The organism is Sinomicrobium oceani, from assembly GCF_900119185.1.
Classification (GTDB): Bacteria; Bacteroidota; Bacteroidia; order Flavobacteriales; family Flavobacteriaceae; genus Sinomicrobium; species Sinomicrobium oceani.
This window is the reverse complement of sequence record NZ_FPJE01000035.1, coordinates 3,232-21,243: the sequence shown is the minus strand read 5'-3', so window position 1 is coordinate 21,243 and position 18,012 is coordinate 3,232. Positions and strand designations below refer to the sequence as shown.

General features: G+C 47.1%; 12 protein-coding genes. 7 read left to right on the top strand and 5 right to left on the bottom strand.

Going from position 1 to position 18,012, the window contains the following annotated elements:
• Positions 1–9 precede the first annotated feature (9 nt).
• On the bottom strand, positions 10–2,442 hold the full coding sequence (locus BT112_RS19975; RefSeq protein ID WP_072319236.1) for a YfhO family protein: 2,433 nt from the start codon (positions 2,440–2,442) through the stop codon (positions 10–12).
• Between the two features lie 20 nt (positions 2,443–2,462).
• Positions 2,463–2,741: a DUF4834 family protein gene (locus BT112_RS19970; RefSeq protein ID WP_072319235.1), complete on the bottom strand. Its 279-nt coding sequence runs from the start codon at positions 2,739–2,741 to the stop codon at positions 2,463–2,465.
• Between the two features lie 232 nt (positions 2,742–2,973).
• Here BT112_RS19970 and BT112_RS19965 point away from each other — a divergent pair, with 232 nt between their 5' ends.
• The 6 genes from BT112_RS19965 (at position 2,974) to BT112_RS19940 (ending at position 13,270) form a co-directional block, all read left to right on the top strand.
• Complete coding sequence (locus BT112_RS19965; RefSeq protein WP_072319234.1) at positions 2,974–4,014, top strand: transporter; 1,041 nt, start codon at positions 2,974–2,976, stop codon at positions 4,012–4,014.
• On the top strand, positions 4,011–5,141 hold the full coding sequence (locus BT112_RS19960) for a GNAT family N-acetyltransferase (protein WP_072319233.1): 1,131 nt from the start codon (positions 4,011–4,013) through the stop codon (positions 5,139–5,141). The genes BT112_RS19965 and BT112_RS19960 overlap by 4 nt, the downstream gene beginning before the upstream one ends.
• Before the next feature lie 173 nt (positions 5,142–5,314).
• The gene (gene pheT / locus BT112_RS19955; protein WP_072319232.1) at positions 5,315–7,741 is read left to right on the top strand and encodes a phenylalanine--tRNA ligase subunit beta; all 2,427 of its coding nucleotides are present in this window, start codon (positions 5,315–5,317) and stop codon (positions 7,739–7,741) included.
• Positions 7,742–8,084: 343 nt separating this feature from the next.
• Positions 8,085–10,292, top strand: coding sequence for a catalase/peroxidase HPI (gene katG / locus BT112_RS19950; protein WP_072319231.1), 2,208 nt, complete (start codon positions 8,085–8,087; stop codon positions 10,290–10,292).
• Between the two features lie 134 nt (positions 10,293–10,426).
• A complete protein-coding gene (locus BT112_RS19945; RefSeq protein ID WP_072319230.1) occupies positions 10,427–11,143 on the top strand; it encodes a hypothetical protein in 717 nt (238 codons plus the stop codon).
• A gap of 165 nt (positions 11,144–11,308) precedes the next feature.
• Positions 11,309–13,270, top strand: a complete 1,962-nt coding sequence (locus tag BT112_RS19940; protein WP_139276320.1) for a glycoside hydrolase family 97 protein — start codon at positions 11,309–11,311, stop codon at positions 13,268–13,270.
• A gap of 132 nt (positions 13,271–13,402) precedes the next feature.
• On the opposite strand, the gene BT112_RS19935 is transcribed toward BT112_RS19940, so the two are convergent.
• The 3 genes from BT112_RS19935 to BT112_RS19925 all read right to left on the bottom strand — a co-directional run bounded on the left by BT112_RS19935 (position 13,403) and on the right by BT112_RS19925 (position 17,361).
• Positions 13,403–15,379, bottom strand: coding sequence for an alpha-L-arabinofuranosidase C-terminal domain-containing protein (locus tag BT112_RS19935; protein ID WP_072319229.1), 1,977 nt, complete (start codon positions 15,377–15,379; stop codon positions 13,403–13,405).
• Between the two features lie 56 nt (positions 15,380–15,435).
• Positions 15,436–16,353: a glycoside hydrolase family 43 protein gene (locus tag BT112_RS19930; protein ID WP_072319254.1), complete on the bottom strand. Its 918-nt coding sequence runs from the start codon at positions 16,351–16,353 to the stop codon at positions 15,436–15,438.
• 480 nt (positions 16,354–16,833) lie between these two features.
• Positions 16,834–17,361, bottom strand: coding sequence for a DUF6438 domain-containing protein (locus BT112_RS19925; protein WP_072319228.1), 528 nt, complete (start codon positions 17,359–17,361; stop codon positions 16,834–16,836).
• 186 nt (positions 17,362–17,547) lie between these two features.
• On the opposite strand from BT112_RS19925, the gene BT112_RS19920 reads away from it, so the two are divergent.
• Entirely contained in the window at positions 17,548–17,805 is a 258-nt protein-coding gene (locus tag BT112_RS19920; RefSeq protein WP_072319227.1) for a hypothetical protein, read from the top strand.
• Positions 17,806–18,012 lie beyond the last annotated feature (207 nt).

The window sequence follows — 18,012 nt, the reverse complement described above, 5'->3', positions numbered from 1 at the left end:
CCGGCTACTTTATACTTCGGGCTGCTTTTTCTTTACGCTGTAAAAAATACCACCGAGAAGCAACAGTCCCAGGATGATATTCCCCATAAGGGCAATGGTACTCCCTTTCTTTACCACATCCGGCTCAAAACGGAATGTTATACGATGTTTCCCTGCGGGTACCTTCAGCGCTCTTAAAGCATAATTGACACGAAAAACAGAAGCCTCCCTATCGTCTATGGTAACCTTCCAACCGTGGGGATAATACATCTCGGAAAAGACGATCAGCCCCTCTTCCGGATTATCAGAACTGTATTCCAGTTCGTTGAGTGCGTAACGGGTAAGGTGTACGGAAGCTTCCGGACCGACTGTGAATGACAAAGGTTCGTTTCCGACAACATCTTCAAAAGCATTTTTATCAATAACGGCTTCTTCCTTCACATTCAGCGTATCCAGCGCCTGCATTTCGGCATCGGCACCGGTTACAGGAATTAACCGCCTGACGAACCAGGCGTTTCCGGCGGCCTCGGGGTTTTGTGCCGGGTAGAGTTTACCTTCCTCATTTTGTTGTATGACATACTTTACATTGAGCATGTGGAGGACGGCCATATTATTGTTGGCCACCTGGTACTCGAACAACTCCATCAGCCTTCCCGGTTTTGCCGCATGGTATCCGCCTACGGAATGGTGAAAATAAGAGGTTCGGGCTCCGTTGAGTCCTACCGAAGGCTCATAAACGCGATAGTAAGAGGTGTCTTTGAGGATTTCCCGGTCTACGGAAGTAGCCTGAAAAGGTACATCCATCACTTTGGCCTGGACAAAATCGTCCTTGTCCACATAGCGACGGGCTACACCTCCGAGGTCAAAAAGTATGAGCGCCGTAAATCCTCCTATGACCATCATATATTTCGATTTCCCTTTGAGGTACCCCCACAACAAGGCTGCGGAAAGCGCAATAAAGAGTAAGGTACGCCATAAGTCGGAAGTGTATATCGATTTACGGTCGGCCTTTATTTTATCTACGATCTCATTACCGTAATACTGGCGGTAAGCCGCATCACTACCCCCTGTAAAATCAAAGAAACCACGACCTACGAACAACAGGGCCACCAGGCCGAAGGTAATGATCGCGGTCCATTTCAGCGCTTTTGTTTTTTCTTCCACGGTTACCGAACGATCCAGAAAACGGGCCAGTCCCGCAATAGCGAGAACCGGCACACAAAGTTCGAGGATCACCTGAATCGACGATACGGCGCGGAACTTGTTGTACATCGGGAAATAGTCAATCATAAAATTGGTCAGCAGGCTGAAGTTCTTTCCCCACGAAAGCAGGAGCGATACCAGGATACCGGCCACAAGCCATTGCCTGGTCTTGCCTTTTACGAGAAAGAGGGCCAGGACAAAAAGAAACATGACCACAGCACCTATATATGCAGGACCTGCAACCCCGGGTTGCTTTCCCCAGTAAGTCGGAAGGTTTTCGGCAAAATCAAGAGCCTGAACCCTCGGAACCCCCTGCTGAAGGAGAAAGTTATACGTTTCGGAATCTTCGCCGAGGTTTTCGTGGTTTGACCCGCCGAACAAACGGGGTACGAACAGATCGAGGGTTTCCGTAATGCCGTAACTGTATTGCGTGATATATTCCTTATCGAGCCCGTCAGCATCTTTCTTGGGCGAGCCGTCAGGGTTTATGGTCAGTTCGCTTTTTCCGCGTGTACTCCATTGTGCATACTCCTGTGTTGCAAGGAGATTGGTCGCGTTGGTAAGCACCCCGAGCAGAACGGCTACCGCAAGTATACCACAGGTTTTCAGAAATTGCGGCACCTGTTTGTTCCGGAACGCTTCGACGAGGTACACCGCTCCCAAAGCCAGTACGAGCAGTAGCAGATAATACGTCATCTGGATATGGTTAGCACTGATTTCCAGGGCCATCCCGAAAGCCGTAAGCAGGAAACCGGCGATATATTTCTGCCGGAATGCCAGCAGTATTCCGGACAGCACTACCGGGAAATATCCTATGGCATGGGCTTTGGCATTATGCCCTACTCCGATGATAATGATGAGATATGTGGAAAAACCAAAAGCCAGCGCCCCGAGAAATGCCAGCTTATAATCGACCCTCATGACCAGCAACAACAGGTAAAACCCCACAAAATAAAGAAAAAGATAATCTGCCGGGCGGGGTAGAAACCGGATGACCCGATCGAGTTTCTTTATATAATCATGAGGATAATTGGCGCCCAGCTGGTATGTGGGCATCCCGCCGAACGCACTGTTTGTCCAGTAAGGTTCTTCCCCGTTTTTTTGAATGAAGTCGCGTTGCTCCTTGGCCATACCGTTAAACTGAACGATATCGCTCTGAAATATCTTCTTTCCCTGGATAGCGGGAACAAAATATCCTATAGAAATGACAATAAATACCAGTATAACAATAAGGTGAGGCAAGATCTTTTTTAGCTGCATGAAAGACAGTTTGGTTTCAGTTAGTCAATTTCCTCAAAATCGATATATTCTCCTACTTTTTTACCCGATGCCGGAGTTCTTTCTTTACGGTTGTTAACCGGGGTATCTTCTATCACCACTTCTCCTTCCTTACGCATTTCCCTGTTACCGCCCTGGTTACGGCTATGTTGTGACCGACCGTGTTTTTCCTGCGCTTTTTTAGACGCATAACGAAACAGTACCGGACCGAATATCCGGGCAAGAAACCGGAAGAGGTAGTAAAAAATAACGATAAACGCTATGGTTCTGAGTAACTGCATTCAAAAATAATATTTATTCTAAACGTCAAAAATACGATTCTCTTGTCTTAAAACAGGCCGCAATTTCATAAAAAAATAATAAAATCTATATATTTGGGCAAATATCGGAGCAGGTCATACGTTATAATTTTGAATTCCGGTACGGGATCAAATCACCGCAAAGAGATCGTTCAAAACGGTTTTCCGGTATTATAGCACCAAACATCCGTCTTTAAACACCTGATTCGCGACTATGAAACATCTTTATCTTACACTGCTTATCGTACTACTGGCCGCCTCAGCTCCCCTGTATGCCCAGTACACCGACATTATCAACTCCAATCGTCCGGGACGTTCGGTGAGTGCTTATGCCCCCGGGAAAAATGTCTACCAGGGTGAAATGGGCTTCTTTTACGAAAGACGGAAACACGACGGACTCCGAACCGAAAATGAGCAGTACGGTACCGACTTTGCCCTCAGGGTAGGTATACTCGAAGAACGCCTGGAACTCACCTGGCAGGGTATTTACATGTGGGATAACCTGACGTATAACACTTCTTCGACCCCTTACACGGTCAGACAAAACAATTTCTATCAGAACACCATCGGGGCCAAATACCTGATATACGAACCCAAGATCAAAGAACCCAATCTGTACAGCTGGCGATACGATCATACCCGGTTTCACCTGTCGGATCTGATCCCCGCGGTATCTGCCTATATCGGCACCAACCTCTTCTTCGGGGACAATCCGTTTTACCCCGATGAGGCTCCTTTATCGCTTAAGGCCATGCTCATCACCCAAAGTCATTTTGCAGGAAGCTGGGTACTCACTACCAACATTATTTTTGACCGCCTTGGCGGAGACGATCCGCTGTTCAGCTATATTCTGACACTGACCCACTCCCTTCCCGACCCGAGGTATTCCGTATTCCTGGAACACCAGGGCTTCAAAAGCGACAGCTACGGGGATGGTATATTCCGCTTTGGTGCGGCGAGACTGATCAATTCCCATCTGCAGGTCGATGCGTCGGCAGGACTTAATATCAAAAACACACCTTCCCGCCTCTTTGCAGGATTGGGGGTTTCGTACCGGTTGGATTATCATGAAGATGAATATGTCCCTGTTCCGCTACAGGAAGAAGACAAGGACAGTCTGGAAGAAGAGACCCCCGAACTGATTGACCATAAGGCCGGCCGAAAAATGAAGTTTGAAAAACAAAACAGAAAGAAGAAAAAAAATAAAAAGAAGAAGGGTAACCGCAAGAAAAACCCTTTTGATGTAGATCTATGATTACCATAAAAGAAGTAAAAAAAACCGGAGAATTAAAGGATTTCGTAAAATTTCCTTTCAAACTTTACAAAGGTTCCCCCTATTGGGTTCCGCCTATTATCAGGGAAGAGATGGCTACCTTCGACAAAACTCAGAATCCGTCCCTCGAAAGTGCCGACGTATGGTTGTTCCTGGCCTACCGGGATCATAAAATAGTGGGAAGGATCGCCGTGATCATCAATCATATCGAAGTGGAACAACAGCAGAAGAAAAAAGTCCGTTTCGGCTGGTTTGACGTTATCGATGATATCGAAGTTACCAAAGCCCTGCTCGCCAGGGTAGCGGAAATCGGTAAGCAGCACGGGCTGGAATATCTCGAAGGCCCTGTGGGGTTTTCCAATATGGACAAGGCAGGAATGCTTACGGAAGGGTACGAGAAGCTCAGTAATATGTCTACCATATACAACTATCCTTACTATCCCGAACATTTCCGGCAACTGGGCTATGAAAAAGGGGCTGCCTGGGTTGAGTACCTCATCCGCATTCCGGATATCGTACCGGATAAAGTCGAAAAGCTGGCCGACATTGTCCTTAAACGATACGACCTCAAATTGCTTCAATTCAAGTCTTCCAAAGAACTGGTGGAGTATGCCGATGGCATGTTCGACCTCATGAACCGGTCTTTTAAAGACCTGCAGTCGTTTGTTCCCATACAGCAAAGCGAGGTAGAGCAATACAAAAAAAAATACCTGAAGTTCATACATCCCGATTTTGTGAAATTTATAGTGGACAAGGAGGGTAAAATGGTGGCTTTTTCCATCACCATGCCTTCGTTCTCCAAAGCGTTGCAAAAAGCCAATGGCAAGCTTTTTCCCTTCGGTTTCATCCATATCCTGAGGGCGATGAAAAAGAGCAAATCCGCTACACTGTATCTCATTGGTGTCGAACCCAAATATCAGAACAAGGGACTCACGGCTATTATTTTCAACGAAACCACGAAGATCTTCCAGAAAAGGGGATTAAAATATGTGGAATCGAACCCGGAACTGGAAGAAAACATTGCTGTACAACTCCTGTGGAAGCACTATGAAGGAAGTCATCCGCACAAACACAGGGTAACCTGGAGGAAGCAACTCGATACGATGTAACCGTCCCGGCCGGATTACACGAAATATACCGGCAAGAATATGGTTGTATTATTCCGCTTCGATCACTTTTACAGGAATTTCATAACTATTATCTTTGCGCTTCCGGTAGCGAAGAAAATCGATGAAATCTCCTCGGTCGCCGGTTAACCTGTAAGCTACAAATTTCAAAATAGATGAAAATATCCTATAACTGGCTTAGGCAGTTTATCAAACTGGACTGGGAAGCGGAGAAAACCGCGGAATTACTGACAAATCTCGGTCTGGAAATAGAAGGCATCACCCCTTTTCAATCGGTAAAAGGCGGACTCCGGGGTGTGGTCGTAGGGCATGTTTTGTCCTGTGAGCAGCATCCTAATGCAGACCGGCTCAAAATCACCAGGGTAAACCTGGGAAACGGCGAACCTATACAGATTGTATGCGGTGCCCCTAATGTAGCAGAAGGGCAAAAAGTTCCGGTAGCCACCATAGGTACTACACTCTATGATGAAAAGGGTGCTCCCTGGAAAATCAAGAAAGGAAAAATACGCGGGGAAGAATCTCACGGAATGATCTGTGCGGAAGACGAACTCGGTCTCGGCAAGAGCCATGACGGTATCATGGTTCTCGACGAAAACCTTGTCCCCGGAACACCATGCAGTGAGCTCTTTAAGGTGGAGGACGACATCGTATTTGAAATAGGACTTACTCCCAACCGTGCGGATGCCATGAGCCATTTCGGTGTGGCCAGGGATTTACGGGCGGGACTCATGCAACAGGATATTCACCTCGAAATGATCACTCCGTCGGTGAGCAGTTTCCGTGTAGATAACAGGACACTGCGTATCGATGTAGACGTCATGGACAAAAAGCTCACTCCGCGTTATGCCGGGGTAACCATATCGGGCATTAAAGTAATGCCCTCGCCGCAATGGCTACAGAACAAACTCAAGGCCATAGGACTGACGCCCAAGAACAATGTCGTAGATGCCACGAATTACGTGCTCCATGAACTCGGGCAGCCTCTTCATGCTTTTGATGCTGCAAAAATAGCGGGAAATAAGATTATCGTAAAAACCGCAGACCCCGGGACGAAATTTGTAACCCTGGACCATGTAGAAAGAGAACTGAGTGAGGAAGATCTGATGATCTGCGATGCCGAAAAACCGATGTGTATCGCCGGCGTTTTCGGTGGTGCCCATTCCGGAGTTACGGAGACGACTACCACTATTTTCCTGGAAAGTGCCTACTTCAACCCGGTATCGATACGAAAATCTGCAAAAAGACACGGACTTAACACCGATGCTTCTTTCCGTTTCGAAAGAGGTATCGATATCAATGCCGTAGAATATGCGCTGCGAAGAGCGGCCCTGCTCATCCAGGAAGTGGCCGGAGGGGAAGTGACCAGTGATATCGTAGACCTCTACCCCAGGAAGTTCGAAGACTTCCAGGTGTTTCTGCATTATGAAAAAATAAACCGTCTCATCGGGCAAAACCTGCCCGAAGAAGTTGTGAAATCCATTCTCAGCTCCCTGGAGATCAAAGTCAATAATATTACCGAAGCCGGAATGGGGCTCACCATTCCTTCCTACCGGGTAGACGTACAACGTGAAGCCGATGTTATCGAGGAAATCCTACGGGTATACGGCTATAACAATGTCAGGTTCGGAGAAAAACTCAATGCTTCGGTATCCAACTCCTCGCGATTCGAGGATTATAAGATCCAGAACAGGATCGCAGAATTGCTGGTCAGTCGCGGATTCTTCGAGATCATGGCCAACTCCCTGACCTCGCCCAAATACAACGAACTCTCCGAAAAGATCAGGGAAGAAAACAATGTTACGATGCTGAATCCGCTGAGTAACGACCTTTCCATCATGCGGAGAACACTGCTGTTTTCCGGACTGGAAGCGATTGCTTACAACGTAAACCGGAGACGAAGCGACCTGAAACTTTTTGAGTTCGGAAAGTCATATCACCAGTTCGGCGAAGACCGTGTGGAGAACAAACACCTCGCCCTCTTCTTTACCGGCAACAAAAGTGATGAAAACTGGAATACCCAATCGGAAAAGACAGGTTTCTTTTATGCCAAAGGGATCGTATCGGTCATCCTGGAACGTCTCGGTTTCGGAGAAATGAAATACAGCCCGGTGAAAAATGATATCTTCACCGAAGGAATTACTTTCAACCTCGATAAGACCAAAATGGTAGATATCGGTGTTATACGTCCCGATATCCTCAAAGCTTTCGACATCAAACAGGAAGTTCTGTATGCGGAGTTCTACTGGGATAACATTCTGGAACACCTGGAGACGGCCAACATGAAATACAGGGATATTCCGAAATTTCCGGAAGTACGAAGAGATTTTGCACTTCTTCTCGATACTTCGGTGAAATTCAGTGATATTTATACGACCGCCAGGCAAACTGAAAACAACCTCCTGAAAAATGTCAATCTTTTTGATGTTTATGAGGGTGACAAGCTGCCGGCAGGTAAAAAATCATACGCCGTAAGCTTTACATTCCAGGATAACAACAAGACCTTAACCGACAAACAGGTGGATAAGATCATGGAAAAATTCCGAAACGCTTTTGAAAATCAATTACAGGCCGAACTGCGTTAAGCCTGTTTATGATATATGGTACCCAGGGAACAAAAAGTAGCTTAGCTGCTGCTTTTGTTCCCTTTTTTTATTGCTTCTGCTCTCCTACGCTATTCTTCTGCCCATTCCGAAAGGTCACAAAAAAAATTTCCGGTGACGGATTTTCCGGCTTCTCCGAAAGCGTTCTTTCGGACACTCTTATTTTGCCGGTAATCCATAGCATTTTGCAATGCTTAAAAGTTAAACCATAGTTAAAACTGATTTTGTTATTGTAATATTTTATCCGTGAAATTGAGTAAGGACAGTTTTTTTAGTAATTTTAAGCAGATTAACTTACGTATAATGCAACTATAAAGGATAAAAAATGAAAAACAACGCAAACGACATGAATAAATGCCCATTCTCGGGAGCAGCTCCCAAACACGCCGCCGGTGGCGGTACCCGGAACAAAGACTGGTGGCCAAACCAGTTGAAAGTAAGTATCCTCCGACAGCACTCCTCCCTCTCGGACCCTATGGATAAAGATTTTAATTATGCCGAGGCCTTTAAAAGCCTCGACCTGCAAGCCGTGAAGAAAGACCTTCACCAGTTGATGACCGATTCGCAGGATTGGTGGCCGGCAGATTTCGGACACTACGGCGGACTCTTCATCCGTATGGCCTGGCACAGTGCAGGAACTTACCGCATAGGTGACGGCCGTGGCGGAGCAGGTGGCGGGCAACAACGGTTTGCCCCCCTCAACAGCTGGCCGGACAATGTGAGCCTGGACAAAGCCCGAAGGCTGCTCTGGCCTGTCAAGCAGAAATACGGAAAAAAAATATCATGGGCAGATCTTATGGTCCTCACCGGTAATGTGGCCCTGGAATCGATGGGCTTTAAGACTTTCGGTTTCGCCGGGGGACGGGAAGATACCTGGGAACCGGAAGAAGATGTGTACTGGGGCTCGGAAACGACCTGGCTCGATGACGAACGATATACGGGTGACCGCGATCTGGAAGATCCGCTGGCTGCCGTAGTTATGGGACTTATCTATGTAAATCCGGAGGGACCGGATGGTAATGGTGACCCTGTTTCTGCTGCTGTAGATATCCGGGAAACCTTTAAGCGGATGGCTATGAATGATGAAGAAACCGTAGCGCTCATCGCGGGCGGGCACAGTTTCGGAAAAACCCACGGTGCTGCCGATCCGGGTAAATATGTAGGAGCCGAGCCCGAAGCTGCCCCTATCGAACAGCAGGGATTCGGGTGGAAAAACAGCTTTGGTACGGGAACAGGACCGGATGCTATTACCGGAGGACCGGAAGTAATCTGGACACAAACCCCGACACAGTGGAGCAATCACTTTTTTGATAACCTCTTTAAGTACGACTGGGAACTGGAACTAAGCCCGGCAGGGGCCAAACAATGGGTAGCCAAAAATGCGGAAGCTACTGTTCCCGATGCTTTCGATCCTTCCAAAAAACATCGTCCGACGATGCTCACCACCGACCTCTCCCTTAAGTTTGATCCGGAGTACGAAAAAATATCAAGACGTTTCTACGAAAATCCGGACGAGTTTGCCGAAGCGTTCTCCAGGGCGTGGTTTAAGCTTACACACCGTGACATGGGGCCCAAATCGAGGTACCTCGGTCCGGAAGTTCCCGAAGAAGATCTGTTATGGCAAGATCCCGTACCGAAGGTCGATCACGAACTGGTCAACGACCAGGATATCAGCACACTTAAAGGTAAAATACTCGGTACGGACCTGACCGTATCCGAACTGGTATCTACGGCTTGGGCTTCTGCTTCGACATTTCGCGGATCCGATAAACGCGGTGGCGCCAACGGGGCCCGTGTACGCCTCGCTCCTCAAAAAGACTGGGAAGTTAACAATCCGCCCCAGCTCTCCAAAGTACTGCGGGTACTCGAACAAATCCGGCAGGATTTTAACCATGCCCAATCCGGGAATAAAAAAGTCTCCCTGGCCGACCTTATCGTACTGGCCGGATGTGCAGGCGTGGAAAAAGCCGCCAAAGATGCAGGCTACACCATAACCGTACCCTTCAGCCCGGGACGTACCGATGCCACTGCCGAGCAAACCGATGTGGAAGCCTTCGAATATCTCGAACCCGCAGCAGACGGTTTCCGGAATTACAGAAAAACAAAGTTCAGCGTTTCTACCGAAGCTTTGTTGATAGACCGTGCCCAGTTGCTTACCCTTACCGCGCCCGAATTAACGGTGCTCGTCGGTGGGCTTCGCGTACTGGACACCAACTACGACCATTCCAAACACGGTGTCTTCACCCAAAACCCCGGAACCCTGACCAATGACTTTTTTATAAACCTCCTGGATATGGCCACCGAATGGAAGCCGGTATCCGAAGATGATATGGAATTGTTCGAAGGGCGGGATCGCAAATCGGGAGCACTGAAATGGACAGGTACCCGTGCCGATCTGATCTTCGGTTCCAATTCGGAATTGCGTCCGGTAGCCGAAGTTTATGCCTTCTCCGATGCCCGTGAAAAATTCGTCAAGGATTTTGTAGCTGCATGGAACAAAGTCATGAACCTCGATCGCTACGACCTGGTGTAATACTAAAACAAAAGCAATATAGCTAAAAAAGGTGGTCTCGCGGGGCCACCTTTTTTATTGCGTAATCCCTAAACATTTCATTTGACGTTCTTTATCATTTTTTTTACCTTTGAAAACCTCCTAAACCCCTAAATATGCTTTTAGCCAGGGTAAATATCGAAGACAAACTGAAAAGAAACCGGGACAAATCGGTCCGGGTTCCCGATATGCTGCAACAGGTATCCCGTATCCTTGAAGAGGATACCCAAAAAGAAGAGCGTATTGTACACACCCTGCGCGGGGGAAGTCCGGGCAGGAAGGAAAGCACCGAGCTCTCCGGGCTGGACCCTGACCGCATCTATCACATTTCCCATATCAAGAAAATATGTACCGACTACCGGCTGCGGTTTCTGGACACCAGGTATTTTAAAGGGGAATTTCCGGGGGAAGCCCTGATTAAAATAAAACAGCTGGAAAAACAGCATAACACCGAGTTCCACGAATTCAAAATGATAGCCCCGGCAGGATTGTTCCGACTGGAAAACGCAGACGACCCCTTACTTTTTATCCCGGTAGGAAACGATTTTTATTACCTGGTACATCAATGGGGAAACGATCTGCACCCTTTACGGAAATGGCTCATGCTGCCTTTTAAAAGCCTGCTCAACCTGTTTCTGCTCATCGCAGTGATCAGCCTGGCGGTTACGGCCGTCATCCCGTTGAAATTATTCACCCCGCATCCGGATGCTTCGCATTTCTGGATGCTGTATTTCTTTGTGCTCAAATCGATATGCGGTATTACCCTATTCTATGCTTTTGCCCTGGGTAAAAATTTTAACGGGATGGTCTGGGACAGTAAATACTATAACTGATGGGTTATTGGATTTTTGGGGTATTGAGGTAATAGGTAATCATCTTAATAACTTTCCCTTAAGATAAAGTCTCTGTATCCCCGTTGGGTTACCCTTTCCCTTTTCGGAATCTACTTGTGCTTTCTGATAAATAAATGTATATTGTACAAATAAAATTCAACACTCATGTTATACCCAATCAAAACAGCATTTCTCAGAGCTTTTATATCGCTGCTGATGCTTTCCGTATTTGCCTGTACGGATACGGAAGAACGTTCTTCCGTATGGACCGGTCCCGATAAAAACCTCAAGGTAACATTCGGATTATCTGCAGACCATACGCCCTTTTACCTGGTTACCTACCGGGATTCGATCGTCCTGGACACTTCCCGCCTGGGTATGATCCGGGAGGACGGAAACTTCTACAACGACCTCAGCCTGTTGTCTGTCACGGATGAGGGCATTACGGAAGATCATTACCAGTTGTTGTACGGCAAACAGAAAGACATTGCTTATAAAGCCAATCGTTATGTCGCCCATCTGAAAAACAAGAAAGGGGCACTGATGGATATCGAGTTCCAGTTATCGGATGACGGTTTTGCGTTCCGCTATTATTTTCCGGAAAACAAAACGGGGAACGGCGGGTTAAAGACGATAAAAGAAGAAAAAACAACCTATAAGTTCCCCGGTCAAAGCCGGGCGTGGTTACAGCCTATGGCCAAAGCCAAGACAGGCTGGGAACAGACCAATCCGTCGTATGAAGAAAACTATCTCGCGGAAGTCAGTCCGGATACGCCGTCACCCATAGGCGAAGGCTGGGTTTACCCTGCGCTTTTCCGTAATGGCGATACCTGGGCACTGGTTTCGGAGACGGCCCCGGAACGGAATTTTTGTGCTACCAGATTGCGTTATGACGAACATGATGCGGCTTTCGGCGTAACTTTTCCCCAGGAAGAAGAAGTTTATCCCGGGGGAGGCTTACTTCCGGCATCGGAACTGCCGTGGTATTCTCCCTGGAGACTGGTTGTTGTGGGGGACCTCGGTACGATCACTGCTTCTACGCTCGGTACCGATCTCGCCCGTCCTGCACCGGAGGATACGGACACGTCATATATCAGACCCGGAACTGCCTCCTGGAGCTGGGCACTACTCAAAGACGAATCCATCACCTATGATATCCAGAAAGAATTTATAGACTATGCCTCGGATATGCAGTGGCCTTACTGTCTCGTCGATGTCAACTGGGATACGACCATAGGATATGACAAGATCGCCGAACTGGCCGATTATGCGCGGACTAAGAATGTCAAACTCATTTTATGGTATAATTCTGCCGGAAGCTGGAACACCACTCCCTATCACCCGAGGAACAAACTCCTGACCGCAGAAAAACGCCGGGAAGAATTCGGCAAACTGCAGGACATGGGGATTGCGGGTATCAAGGTCGATTTTTTCGGGGGTGACGGACAATCCATGATAGCATATTATCACGATATATTCACAGATGCCGCCCGGTACCAACTGCTCGTTAACTGTCACGGCACCACACTCCCCAGAGGATGGCAGCGTACTTATCCGCACCTGGTTACCATGGAATCGGTAAAGGGCTTTGAATTTATCACCTTTTCCCAGGAAACTGCCGACCTGGCCCCGGAGCATTGTGCCATTCTCCCTTTTACGCGTAATGTTTTTGACCCGATGGACTTTACCCCCATGTCCCTGACCGGAATTCCGAATATCAATCGCAGGACGACCGGCGCTTTCGAACTGGCCCTACCCGTCCTCTTTCTTTCCGGTATTCAGCATATCGCAGAAACGGCACAGGGCATGTCCGAAGTACCGGATTATGTCCGGGAATACCTCAAAGCACTTCCCACCGATTGGGAAACCTCCAGGTTTATTGATGGCTATCCCGGAAAATATGCGGTTTTTGCGAGGCAAAAAGGAGATCACTGGTATGTCTGCGGGATCAACGGAGAGCATACGGCAAAAGACATTACTATCGACCTCTCTTTTATAAAAAGTGAAGTAGGATACATGATTACGGACGATCCGGAAGCCGAAGGCTTCGCCAAAAGCGATCTCTTCCCCTCGGAAAAGAATCATGTGGTAATGCAACCCTACGGAGGGTTTGTTATGAAATTTTAGGGATGACGGGCATCCTGTCTCCTGTGAACAGCATATCCCGAAAGCACCCTTACCAAGAAAGTCCGCCTGAAAAAAACAGGCGGACTTTTGCTTTTGCGTATTACGCAGCTTTCCTTATCACCTCAGGATGCTTCAGGATCTTTTCACCCGGACCACATTTACGGAATACGGAAGTAAAGAAAGTTTTACCGTATTCTTATGAGTCCGGATCTCCTTGTCTTCAGGACTGATATTCGTAGCCCGGTCGAGAGCGTTTTCGGCCTTCAGGTCATCGTTTTGCAATACGGTGATCGTTGCCCTTGATTGTAAACGGGAAACACCTTCGAATACGACCTCCTGTGCTTTCACTGCCGCAGAAGTGTTTACAATCTTCACAATAATCTCATTGGTACTCCGGTCTAAGGAAGCCGTAGCATACAGGTCATCCTGTCCGGTAAGCGCTTTTCCGGCACGGAGTGCGGGCACCACATGGGTCCCTTTATTGGTGGCAAACAACTTTTGTACATAGTAGTTGGGCGTACCATACGACCGCAGGTTATCAAACCAGATCAGGTCGGGTGTCCATTGCCAGCCCTCGGTATGGGCCATCAGCGGGGCATAGGACGTGAGATGTACTACGGCAGCATTACGTTCCAGCCCTGTGATAAAAGCAGCTTCCGAAAGTGCGCATTCCCAGTTGTTGCGGTTTTCAGGACTGGCAATGGCCACACTTTGTGCCGCATACTCGCCGGCAAACACCTTGGGGCCCTCCGGATCGTAATGATCGTAACGGTCTGCATTTTCACGGAACCACTGCGGAGATTTGTAATAATGCTCGTCGATAATCCCGGCGTTGAGTTTACGAAGTTCTCTCATTCCGTATTCGAAATGCTCCCCTTCTGCAAAAGGACCACTTCCGGAAACAATGATCATATCCGGATATTTCGCTTTAATAGCTTTTTCAAATACGTTATAGCGCGCTATATATTCCGGGCCCCATTGCTCGTTACCGATGCCGATATACTTCATATCGAAAGTTTTGGGATGTCCCATATCTTTTCTGATCTTTCCCCAAGGGGAATCCACGGGGCCATTGGCAAATTCTATAAGATCCAGCGCATCCTGGATATAAGGATCGAGTTCGTCCATAGGTACAAGCTCCCCGGTATTGAACTGGCATGCCATTCCGCAGCTCAATATGGGCAAAGGCTCGGCCCCGAGATCTTCCGCAAGCTGGAAATACTCAAAAAATCCCAATCCGAAGGACTGGTAATAATCGGGAGCCGGCCGGTGATCGAATTCCGTATTCCAGCGATTGATCAGGACGTCCCGGTCTTCCAAGGGACCTATGGTCTTCTTCCATTGATACCTGCGGTCGAGGGTCCTTCCTTCCACGATACATCCGCCGGGGAAACGTAAAAACCCCGGAGCCATCTCATCGAGTAGCGTTACCAGGTCGTTCCGCAATCCGTTCGGGCGGTTTTTCCAGGTATTCTGAGGAAAGAGCGATATCATATCCATATTCACAATCCCTTGCCCCTTAAATGTTATTTTCAGCCTGGCTTTGGCCTCGCTGCGCTCCGGAACGAGCGTTGCCTTGTATTTGGCCCAGTCCCCGCCACCTACAGCTACCGTTGCCCCGGCCAGGACCTTATCGTCCTTACCGATCAATTCGAAGCGGATCTCCCGGATCCCTTCTCCCTCAGGGGCAGCCATGAAAGAAAGGTTGTATGCCTCCCCTGCTTTGACTCCCATACCCCGGAATCCTTCGTTGATCAGGCTGTAACCGCTATCATTTTTCACTTCAACCCGGCAATAGTGCGCATGGTGTTCTTTGCCGGAGCGCATCGCCGTGGCCATTCCGGAATTTTCGTTCAGGGAATGCGTATTACTGTTGGGCTGAGACCATCCCATCATCGGTAGCGTAAACTCGAACGACCGGTTCTTGACCAGTTCCGCATACAGACCGCCATCGGCAGCAAAATTGATATCTTCAAAAAATATCCCGTACATGGTAGGCTGCATTTCGGCGATAACCTCACGGGACGACACAATTATAGGACCGGACTGTGGTCTGGCCGACAAAAAGCAGCTTAAGGCCACCGTACTTAGAAGTATGGATCTTATCATAGGTATGTAAAAATTTATAGTAGCTCTGATTCACGACACCGAAACACCGGCAAGACCTAATCGGCAGGGTCAACACCTTCGGAAGTCATCACGATCCGCTTTATAGTACCATCCTCATTGTAATACAGATAGTCTATACAGACCGACCTCCGGTAACTGCCTCCATCGGTAGGGATGCCCCCGTTGTGGTATATAAAATAGTCTTTCCCCTTATAATGGATTATGGACTGATGGTTCGTATTACTGTTACCCGCAATTTCGTTCAGGATACCCCGGTACTCCCAGGGGCCGGTTACGGATCTGCTCATGGCATAGGATATCTTTTCCGGAAACTGACTGGCATAAGACAGATAATACCAATCGCCTTGTTTGTGTATCCAGGGTGCTTCGGTAAAATCGGGAAGATCAACGGTATGAATAGGTCCGTCAAGCTCTATCATGTTATCTTTTAACCGCGCATAATAGCAGACCGTGTTGCCCCAATACAGATAGGCCTGACCATCATCGTCTATAAATACGGTAGGGTCAAGATCGTCCCAGCTGATAGCGGTGGCCTTGGTCATATCATTAGTGATCAGGGCCTTTCCGAGAGCATCTCTAAAGGGCCCAAGCGGATTGTCCGCCACGGCGACTCCGATGGCCTTACCGTCTATACTGCCGTGCATAAGGGTTGCATACCAGTAAAATTTGCCGTTGCGTGCTATGACCTGTGAAGCCCAGGCATCGGACTGCGCCCAGGAAAAATCACGCACACGAAGCGGGACTTTATGCTCTTTCCAGTTCACCATATCGGCGGAAGAAAATACAAGCCACTCTTTCATGTCGTAATAATGGAAATCTTTTGCCGCTTCATCATGACCGGTATAGAGATATACGGAATCGTTATACACCATAGCCGCCGGATCTGCGGTATATTTATGGGTTATCACGGGGTTTTGAGCCCGTACCGAAAGGATTGAGCAGAGAAGAAACATCAATCCGGGAACCCGGAACCATCGAAGCTGAGTTTTCATGAACAGATCTGATTTTTTTTAAATACCATACGGCAGTTTGTCGGCTGCCGCATGATATTTCAAACACACCAAACTAATACACTTTAATCAGCCGGATATATACTGGAAATCCAAGTTTTGGTTGTCAGACCGGACTAAATAAGTGTAAACACTACATTTACAAATGTAACTAAAGAACTTTTAAAAAAGCAAACTCTTTATTATAAATAATTTATTTTTTAAAGAAATTATTTATGTGTTTCTTATGAATGTATGGGAGCGTTTTGCCGGAAAACGGGTTTTGCCGGGTTGTACAATGATGTCCGGCGGTGGGTTTGCGGCGTTTTCTTCGATATATACGACTTTATTATTATGTGCCTGCGGAATTTTATAGCGCAGGGATCCTATAAATAACAAAACCCGTCCTGGCAGGCGGGCTTGTTTAAAATATCTTGCACTATTCTATTCATTGTTTTTTTCCGGAGGTGGAGGCGGCGAAAAGGTTTCTATACCTATATCCTTTCTGGTAGAAAAATGAATACTCTCAGCTTCAAAAGATGTTAAATTGTTTTCACTTATTCCAAGTAAATACGAATACAGACTATCCAGGATTTTTGGAGCGATATAATCATCGTAATTTGTTTTGAGAAGTGTATCCTCTCCACGGTACAACTTAAAATAAGTCGCCGGAGCATCCACAACATCACCCAAATACTCCTCTTTTATATCTTTTTCCAAGATACGTGTTATTAGGTCATTAATTACATTCCTCTGCTCCTTAGATATCTTGGAATAAAAAACCCCCTCTTTCCTATGGTGTTCAATGAAGTTATAAAACACTTCATCTTCAATCAATTTTATATCCAATACAGGACAATCTCCAAAGCAACCAGTAGTAGAATACTCAACGATGTAGTCAGCATTTCTTTGACAACCAAACGACGCCAAAATACTACAGACCATCAAAAAGGTCGTTCCAAACTTCCTCATATGATTTCTTTCTTGTTTGATTATTTATTTTTTGTACTTCACCTTTACCCATGAAAAGCCACAACTTTCGCTATAGTCTGTATCGATTTAATCTTCTTGTAAATAAAATGGTTTAAGCTCTTGTTTATAACAAGCGTGTTCAGTTTTGCCTATTAATAGTTATATCCCCCTCTTGATGATTAAAAAATGCCAAAGAACCCGCTCAGCGAAGAGTTTGCAACTTCGCTGTCCAAACCTTCAATAAAAAGAAAAAAACGAAAAACGCCTCTCCGGGGTGTATCCCGGTTACTCACAAGTCTTACTTCATTTATTGCTGCAAGACCGAAAAGGTTCAAACAAGTTACAAAAATATCATCAATGCTGACAAACATAGCATTGGAGCCCCTCAAAGACCTGTACGGAGCACTTGCCGAAGCAGGGCTTTACAAAGTTGCCTATCAATAACGTGCAAAAGGCTGCCAAGTCGGAGACATTCGCCTTGGAACACTTCGTAGAGCCGGGCTTCGGCACATTCCGTACTTCGACAGGCTACAGCAACCTACACCGGAACACCCAGCCGCCTATATCTTGTTAAAATTCAGATTTTCAATGCTGTACATCCATTTATAAGGCTTTAACTACGAACTAAAGCATTGAGTTCATGGGTTACCC

Bases quoted from the DNA above. Each gene is read 5' to 3' on its own strand.
- BT112_RS19975 (WP_072319236.1), bottom strand. From the start codon at position 2,442: ATGCAGCTAAAAAAGATCTTGCCTCACCTTATTGTTATACTGGTATTT.
- BT112_RS19970 (WP_072319235.1), bottom strand. From the start codon at position 2,741: ATGCAGTTACTCAGAACCATAGCGTTTATCGTTATTTTTTACTACCTC.
- BT112_RS19965 (WP_072319234.1), top strand. From the start codon at position 2,974: ATGAAACATCTTTATCTTACACTGCTTATCGTACTACTGGCCGCCTCA.
- BT112_RS19960 (WP_072319233.1), top strand. From the start codon at position 4,011: ATGATTACCATAAAAGAAGTAAAAAAAACCGGAGAATTAAAGGATTTC.
- pheT (WP_072319232.1), top strand. From the start codon at position 5,315: ATGAAAATATCCTATAACTGGCTTAGGCAGTTTATCAAACTGGACTGG.
- katG (WP_072319231.1), top strand. From the start codon at position 8,085: ATGAAAAACAACGCAAACGACATGAATAAATGCCCATTCTCGGGAGCA.
- BT112_RS19945 (WP_072319230.1), top strand. From the start codon at position 10,427: ATGCTTTTAGCCAGGGTAAATATCGAAGACAAACTGAAAAGAAACCGG.
- BT112_RS19940 (WP_139276320.1), top strand. From the start codon at position 11,309: ATGTTATACCCAATCAAAACAGCATTTCTCAGAGCTTTTATATCGCTG.
- BT112_RS19935 (WP_072319229.1), bottom strand. From the start codon at position 15,379: ATGATAAGATCCATACTTCTAAGTACGGTGGCCTTAAGCTGCTTTTTG.
- BT112_RS19930 (WP_072319254.1), bottom strand. From the start codon at position 16,353: ATGTTTCTTCTCTGCTCAATCCTTTCGGTACGGGCTCAAAACCCCGTG.
- BT112_RS19925 (WP_072319228.1), bottom strand. From the start codon at position 17,361: ATGAGGAAGTTTGGAACGACCTTTTTGATGGTCTGTAGTATTTTGGCG.
- BT112_RS19920 (WP_072319227.1), top strand. From the start codon at position 17,548: ATGCCAAAGAACCCGCTCAGCGAAGAGTTTGCAACTTCGCTGTCCAAA.